This window comes from Bacteroides sp. OF03-11BH (assembly GCF_003604005.1).
Taxonomy (GTDB): Bacteria; Bacteroidota; Bacteroidia; order Bacteroidales; family Bacteroidaceae; genus Bacteroides; species Bacteroides ovatus.
In genome coordinates this window covers 182,838-191,151 of sequence record NZ_QTMW01000011.1, presented here as the reverse complement: position 1 = coordinate 191,151, position 8,314 = coordinate 182,838, and the positions used below count along the sequence as shown (strand labels likewise).

General features: G+C 41.6%; 4 protein-coding genes. All 4 read right to left on the bottom strand.

Annotated elements, in window-relative coordinates; genetic code table 11:
• Nucleotides 1-255 precede the first annotated feature (255 nt).
• The gene (locus DXA54_RS11135) at nucleotides 256-1,065 is read right to left on the bottom strand and encodes a Fic family protein (RefSeq protein WP_117512385.1); all 810 of its coding nucleotides are present in this window, start codon (nucleotides 1,063-1,065) and stop codon (nucleotides 256-258) included.
• Between the two features lie 213 nt (nucleotides 1,066-1,278).
• Nucleotides 1,279-3,531 carry a glycoside hydrolase family 3 C-terminal domain-containing protein gene (locus DXA54_RS11130; RefSeq protein WP_120079484.1) on the bottom strand — a complete coding sequence of 751 codons (2,253 nt, stop codon included), beginning with the start codon at nucleotides 3,529-3,531 and terminating at the stop codon, nucleotides 1,279-1,281.
• Between the two features lie 130 nt (nucleotides 3,532-3,661).
• Nucleotides 3,662-6,238, bottom strand: a complete 2,577-nt coding sequence (locus DXA54_RS11125) for a starch-binding protein (protein ID WP_120079482.1) — start codon at nucleotides 6,236-6,238, stop codon at nucleotides 3,662-3,664.
• 36 nt (nucleotides 6,239-6,274) lie between these two features.
• Entirely contained in the window at nucleotides 6,275-8,308 is a 2,034-nt protein-coding gene (locus tag DXA54_RS11120) for a DUF5016 domain-containing protein (protein WP_032852681.1), read from the bottom strand.
• Nucleotides 8,309-8,314 lie beyond the last annotated feature (6 nt).

Here is an 8,314-nt window from a genome sequence, read left to right as displayed (position 1 = left end):
GTTGAAATAAAAAAGAGATTACCACCAAATTTGACGAAGAACCTATTATTTTATGTACCTCTTCCACCATAAATATCTGGTCTATAACTATTCAGCTAACGGTGAAACAGATGAACCTTTATTTAAAACTATTAGAGAATTACATAAGTTCGATATTAATAAATGCAACCGCCGTTACTGTAATGGTGATTTCGTTAATGAAAAACAACACAATATACAATGGGTGGAAGTCTTATCAAAAGAAGCCCTACAAGATTAAAACATAAAACTAAATCCTTTATTGTGAGAAGCTTTATATTTTTGAATTTCCAAAGACAGTGATTTTTTCAATTGCACCGCCATGAAATCCAAAAAAGGCTGGTTGGTTTCATCATCTTGCGCCTGTTGTAAAGAAAGGATATAATCTGCCCTATCCTCCTTAAAAATCTTAGCGGGGAAAAGATGATAGCAGAATTGAATATAGTTCATCAATAAGCGAGCTGCTCTCCCGTTGCCATCCACCCAAGGATGAATAGTCACTAAATTGAGGTGAGCATTAAAACTTAATTCGTATTGTTCACGGAACGTTTCCACATTCTTTTGCCGTTCCTGCAACAAGAAACAAAGTTCTTCTACTTTAACAGGTACTTTTTGATAACCCACATAAGAACGCCCACCTACACCAGCCGTAACGCCACACAAACGGAACTCACCTCTGGAAGAATCGAAAGAGCCGCCTATTGTATTATGCCTTCCCCCTGTTGTCCGCATCAAAGTAGCGTTTAACTTCTGCAAAAAAGCAGGAGTTATAACAGTATTGCGTTGCGCTTCCTTTTTAGCAAGCTCGTATGCTTTCTTCAAGTCCTCATTCATCAGATGATATACCAACGGCTTTCCTTTAGCTGTTACACCTTCATCGAAAAGAAGCTGTGCATCCATTTCGGTTAGTGTAGAACCCTCAATGGCTGTAGAATGGGTAATAAGAGAATAGAGGTAGTACTTCTCATAGTCCACCGACTGACTGATACCGAGTTGCTGAAACTCCTTATACAGTTCCTCTATTTCCAGCCAAATACCTTTTTCCATAATTAGGTTACCTTAATTGTTATTTTTCCCAAAATTACTTCTGATACAACACTTTACCAAGCGAAACGACTACTTTCTTACTATTTTTTTGCAAACGCTGGGAAAATTAGGCAATAAAAAAACGCTAAGTCGATTTGTTGCAATCACTTAGCGTTTTCCGAGTACCCAGACTCTCTGTCATCTCCTTAAAAAAATCTCTAACCAAACATCTACCTATTTCAACTCAAATGGTACAGTACCTTTAATATCTCTGGATGAACTACCGATGATTGCCTCAAACTTACCCGGTTCGGCCACCCATTCGTGTTTAGCATCATCGAAGAAGCTCAATGCTTTCTTATCAATCGTCAGCGTTACCGCCTTCTCTTCTCCCGGAGCCAGTTTCACTTTCTGAAAACCTTTCAACTCTTTTACCGGACGAGGGAGAGAGGATTTCTTATCACTGATATAAAGCTGAACAACTTCCTGACCTTCACGAGTTCCTGTATTCTTCACATTGACCGTGAAAGAGATAGTATCATCTACTGTCATTGTTTTCTTGTCAGCCGAAGGCTTTCCATAAGCGAAAGTAGTGTAGCTCAATCCGTGTCCGAACGGGAACAGCGGTTTGATTTTTTCTTTATCCGCCCAACGGTAACCTACAAAAATATCTTCCCGATAGATTTCATTAATCGTATCTCCTCTATGTTTAGACTGTGCCAGTTCCTCCTTATTGCCCGGATATTCGCCCAATTTATGAGCCCCTACATCTTCCAGTTTTGCCGGGAAGGTGAAAGGAAGTTTTCCCGAAGGATTGGCGTCTCCTACCAATACGGAAGCAAGAGCTGTTCCGGCTTCCGAACCCAGGAACCAGCCTTGTACAATGGCCGGCACTTCATTTACCCAAGGCATAGCCACAGCATTGCCGGAGATATTGACCACGATCAGGTTTTTATTCACCTTTGCGAGTTCACTAATCACTCTATCCTGTGCGTATGGTAAACCTAAAGAAGCACGGTCCGAATCTTCACAATCCTGATGATTGCTCTTGTTCAAGCCACCGAAGAAGACTACATAGTCGGCATCTTTAGCCACTTGCAAAGCTTCTGCAAGCAATTCATCTTCCGAACGGTTATCTTTCAAGTCCTGACCGGTTTTCACACCGTTATACTCTCCTGTCGGGTCGCCTACATACCCACGGGCATATACTACTTCTGCTTTTGAGCCCACACGACTTTTCAGTCCATCCAATGGAGAAATTTCATATTTCACTTTCAAAGAAGAACTACCACCGCCCACAGTCATCATCTTAATGGCATTTTCACCGATAACGGCTATTTTCTTAGCTTTATTCAAATCGATAGGCAATAAGTTACCGTTGTTCTGCAACAGTACAATCCCTTCTTCTCCAATCTGACGTCCGGCTTGCCCGTGTTCGGGAGAACCTAAAGAGCCAAATGGTTTGTGCGGGTCCATTGAAGTACGGAAAATCAGACGAAGAACATTACTAACCTTTTCATCCAATTCTTTTGTTCCTACTTTACCTTCCTTGATTAATTTCAGGTAAGGGAAAGCAAGGAAATAATTATCATAGGCATTCCTCGTTCCGGCAGACAGTCCGTTCGTCCATGAACCAAACTCGAGGTCCATGCCATTGTGAATCGCTTGCTCGGTATTGTGTACACCTCCCCAGTCGGACACTACGACACCGTCAAAGCCCCATTCATCGCGAAGTATATCTTTAAGCAGGCGTTTGTTGTGACAAGCATGCTGTCCCTGATAAAGATTATAAGAGCCCATAATCGACCATGTTCCACCTTCCTGAACAGCCGCTTTAAAAGCAGGCAGGTATATCTCATAAAGAGCACGATCACTTAATTGTACATTGGTGGTATGACGGTTGAATTCCTGATTGTTCAATGCATAATGCTTCACGCAAGCAGCCACTCCATTCTCTTGCACACCTTTGATGTAAGGAACCACCATTGTGGCAGAGAGGTACGGATCTTCTCCCATATATTCGAAGTTACGTCCGTTCAAGGGTGTACGGTAGATATTCACACCGGGGCCCAACAGAATATCTTTTTTGCGATAACGAGCCTCTTCACCGATACTTTTTCCGTAAAGATGAGACATTTCGGGATTCCATGTAGCAGCAAGACACGTCAGTGCCGGATAGGCAATACAAGAGTCGTTTGTCCATCCTGCCTGATCCCATTCGTCCCACAACACTTCCGGACGGATACCGTGAGGACCATCAGTAGCCCATACTTCCGGGATACCAAGACGGGGAACGCCTGCCGAACTAAATTTAGACTGTGCATGAATCATCTTTACCTTTTCTTCAAGGGTCATCCGGTTCAACGCATCTTTCACTCGCTCTTCGATAGGCTTACCTGTGTCCAGATACACCGGTTTCTGCGCAAAAGCAGACAGTGCAGTCATCACAGACAGGCCAAGTAACATTGCTTTGAATTTCATGTTCATTTATGATATAAGAAATAAGTTCATTCTTTATTTATATAGACTCTCAAATGGGGTATATTTCCTAGTTGCGGATGAGTTTATTAATATTTATTATACTTATATTCCTTCCGCAACCGGTAATCCTCTGTTTCTATTCTGTTTTTAATACTACACTGTTCATGCTTTGTGCCAGATTCTCAATCGTTGATTTCGAGCCATCCAACGGAGCATAGATTTCCAGACTGGACTTCAACATTCTTCCGTCACAGAGTTTATCAATTTCTTCCTGGTTCATAGCCGAACGGTAGAAGAATAATTCACTGTATTCTCTGCTGTTCGCAGAAGTATTGTCACCAATCGTAAACTTACCAACAGTCAGTTTTTCACCTAGTTCTCCTGCCAGTGCTTTATCTGTATATAGCAGTGTACGTCCCTGCGCATAATAATGGGTCAAAGAAACAACATGCCACTGGTTATCGGTGACACTCACCGCACCTTTTATTTCACCTGTCAATGGAGAATGATATACTACAACTCCGTCCTGAATCTTCAATGTTCCGGTTGCATTGCTGCCATTGGCGAAAGAAGCGATGACTCCATCTGTCGTACCCTTTATTTTGAAGGACAATGTAAACGGATGTACCATATCTTCGGGTGTGAATACCAGCACTTTCTTATCTGCCAGCACATAAGAAGTTCCTGAAACACGTGAAGGTTGCCCCTTGCCTGCATCTATCGCGTCAAACAATGATGGAACCATAGCATAAGTGAACTCACGATGTCCGTCAGTATTTGGATGATAGATATCCGTACCGTTCTGATAACCGGTTACCCAGACACCCTTACCGTCATCTATTGCTCCCAACAGATTGACAGAAGGAAGATCCCACTCATGAATCAATAGATTCATTTGTTTCACGTATTCATAGTCGTTTGCATCAAAATCGCCACGGGTATAATTGTTCATCATCACAGGATATTTTCCATCTTCACGGGCTTTCTTAATCAAAGTCTGCATATTGTCTTTAAACTGATTATAGATAGCCTGTTGATCTGTAGCTCCATGAATTCCTTCATTTCCCAGAGAAAGGCCGAAAATCACGTATGCACCACAATCATGAATCAAATCGTTGTAGCGTGCCAATAAGTTAAGCGTATTATTACTGTTAAGGGATATTCCCGAGGTGTACCACGGCAGTTTACTTTCCTGATTACGGAAACGTTCGTCGAGTAATTCACCGTACATATAAGCATAACCATGATTGTTGGTTGCTCCCTGTCCGTTGGCTACGGAAGACCCCATTACAGAAATCTTAAAAGGATCGATACCTTCTTCGCCGCAATCAATATAATAGACATATCTACGTAAGTCTAAAGTGATATGATAAGTTCCATGATTCAGGTTGATATCCTCTGTATCATAACCCTGAGTACTCATACCAACCTCATTGGCCGTACCTTTCACACGCTTCATCACATAATCCCAACTCTTGTTCATGGCAAAATTAAAGCGTTCACGGTCACTCACACCAGATATTCCGGTGAGTTTTACTCTTCCCGCCCAGACACCTTTTCCCTGATAAGTCAAAGGCACGCCTTTATCTACCGACCATCCATTTGGAGTGACGCTTCCTACGAGTGCCCACTCTTCTACCGGAAGAATATCATAAGTCTTTCTGGACAAATCGACTGTAATACGGACTGTTCCGGTTGTAGAAGCGGTGATTCCATAATTATTGTCGGCTACTACTCCCGCTTTATACCCCTTTCCTATATTCACAGTCTTGCCATCTTTGGTGGTTCCTCTGAATGAAAATTCACCGGATTTGAGAGAGGTGTATGCTTCGAAAACATTCGTCAGACTGCCATCAGCAGATACAATATGCATCGGAACTTCCCCCTCTTCCATAGCACTACCGGTCATGGTGAGTGATGTAAACTGATTGGGACGTTCTATATCTGTATATTCTTCTATTTTCAAGGCATTTAACGCAATATAATCGCCGTTCTTTCTTGAAACGGTGAACTTTATATTGCCATCATCATCCGGATAGATAAGTTCCGATTCGCAGATGTTTTTTATGTTTTGGTTGATACCCTCACCTCCACAGTTAGTTCCTGAAGTCTGCAACTCACCCTGATAAAGATTCAGTCCTGACATTATATAATAAGCCGTACGCGTCTGTGTATTACTCCGGCTACCAAATGCATAAAATTTATATGCTTTTTTCGGATCAAGTTTGCTGAACGTAAAACTGCTATTATTCTCACCAGATTCGATGTAGAAGTAGTCCTCTGTGGCAGATGGCACAGCAAAGTCTTTCAGGAGCTCTTCCTGGGGTTCCAGCAGACCACCTCCGGTGCTTTGTCCATTAGTAGAGAAACGATTATTCAAAGTCAACTCATAGTCAACCGAAGTATTCTCCGAGTTTACAAAAGAGGAATAGACTGAATTAACTTTAGCGTAAATCCCATCATTATTAATGATATTATTCCAATAATGCCCATTAACGTCGGGGCTTTGAGTCTGATCTCCCCTACTGGGATTAGTAGCAGTGCCGTTGGAACCAAAGTCAAAGTATAACGTCTGCACCAACACCGGTGTTACTGATTCGGGTATTTCTATTTCTTCTCCCGGAGACGGGGGTACTATCGGTTCGTCATCATTACAAGAACCGATTGACAGCATTCCGAACAATGCAAATGCCAAGAATATATATTTCTTCATATTTTATTGATCTTATGATTTATGATTCTCAATGATTTATTCCTCAACGTTGGTATATTCCTCTATTTTCAAGACATTCAGTGGAATATAATCACCCTCTTTTCTTGAAACAGTAAATTTGATTTCACCGTTTTCATCCGGGAAAATAACTTCCGAAGCATAAACATTCTGAATATTCTGATTAATTCCTGTTCCTCCACAATTTGTTCCGGCAGCCTGTAATTCGCCTTGGTCCGTATTTTCTCCTGATATGATATAAATAGCTGTACGGACTTGGGTGGCCAATCGACTACCAAATGCATAGAACTTATATCCCTTGTTCTTATCTAAATTAGAGAATGTAAAGCTACTATTGTCTTCACTTTTCTCCATAAAGAAATAATCTCCGGTAGCAGTAGCTACGGCCAAATCATCCAGCAAATCTTTATCAGGTTGTAGCAAACCGCCTCCACCACTTGCTCCATTAATGGTAAAACGAGAATTTAAGGTCAATGCATAAGCTGTTGGAGTGTTCTCCGAATTAAATAAAGAACCATAAACAGTTCCTGCATTTGCATAGTTCCCATTGTTATTGGTAATATTGTTCCAGTAATTTCCATTATCATCAGGATTTACAGTTGGGTCACCCTTACCAGGACTAGTGGCACTGCTAGAACCAAAATCAAAATAAAGTGTTTGCACTACTGTCGGCTCCGGTTTAACTTCTCCATCCGAAATCTTCTTGAAAGATACTACACCTTTATCATTTCCAGCACTCAAATCAACAGTAAGTGCATACGTTGCACCTTCTTCCAAAGGAATCGGCTTGTCATTTCCATCAAGGAGAAGCTCGATATTCTTACTATCCGTAAGGCGAATCAGCGATTTTGTTCCGTCGTCTGCCAGTGTCAATTGGCTGAACTCACCTCCATAACCATTCTGGAAGAAGAACTTGGCGCTTATGTAATCGTAGCGGAAACGTTGTCCAAAGACTGAGTTATGTTCAGGCCCCGTCGTTCCTATAAATTGGTATTTCTTCGAAGAGATTTCCGGCACACAGTAATTACTTCCGGCATCCCAACCAAATTGAAAGTCCATCGAAGGAGAACCGATTCCCCAGCCCATTAACCAAAGAGCACCATGTCCTGTATCAGAAAGAACAGCTTCCTTGTCTCCATCCATACGAGTGATACCAAAATATTTTTGTTTCATATTAGCAATGACACGATACTTGCCATCTACCGGTAAGAAAGTCAACGTTCCATTCGATTCCTTCTTGAAATAATCAGGATTGATCCACCAGCCATTCATATCTATACCTGTCACCACAATCGATTGTCCCTGTGTAAATGATTTCTGTATGAGATATGTATTTGCATCCTGTGCCGTCATCTTCTCTCCATCAAACAACACATTTACCAACGGAGTAACTTCGTAAGTCAGCGCGTTGAATGTTACTTCATAAGGTTCGGATGCCGTACCGGAAAAAGTAATAGGATTTACATTCTTTCCTTCTGAAAGGAGGTTATCGTTATCCCAGCCAAAAGTCAGTTCGTTTCCATTCTCACCAACTTTCGGTGTTTTAATATAGGCTTTCAAATCCTGTGGGAATTTACCGGTCACACCATAATTATACAAGGATTTCTTTTTCATCAGATACTCCTCTCCCATCTCGTCCACCAAAGTCACGTAAGGAAAGTCCGGCCGGGACAACACGACTTCCTGCTCCATCTCCGTGATAGTGAAATGGATATTTTGAAGTACAAACTTCAAAGTCGCTCTACCGTCGATAATATTGGGATAATACGGAATGAAGACCTTTCCGGTATAATCACTGCCGCTTGTCTTTGTACGGATAACCGTTTCGGACACTTGTTCTTCGCCATAAAAAAGCTTCGCTTTCAACGTGGAAAGAGGCACTTCCACATCAGAAGCCTTAATGGTAAACGGAAGACTGTCACCATAAAGAGCACTTACTTTACCTGCGATAAATTCCATATTCGGATTGCCCGCAAGATATTCGTCATCACTACAGGAATTCATTCCTAGAATTCCTATTAATACCAGTATGATATAGATACTTTTTTTCATTGTCTT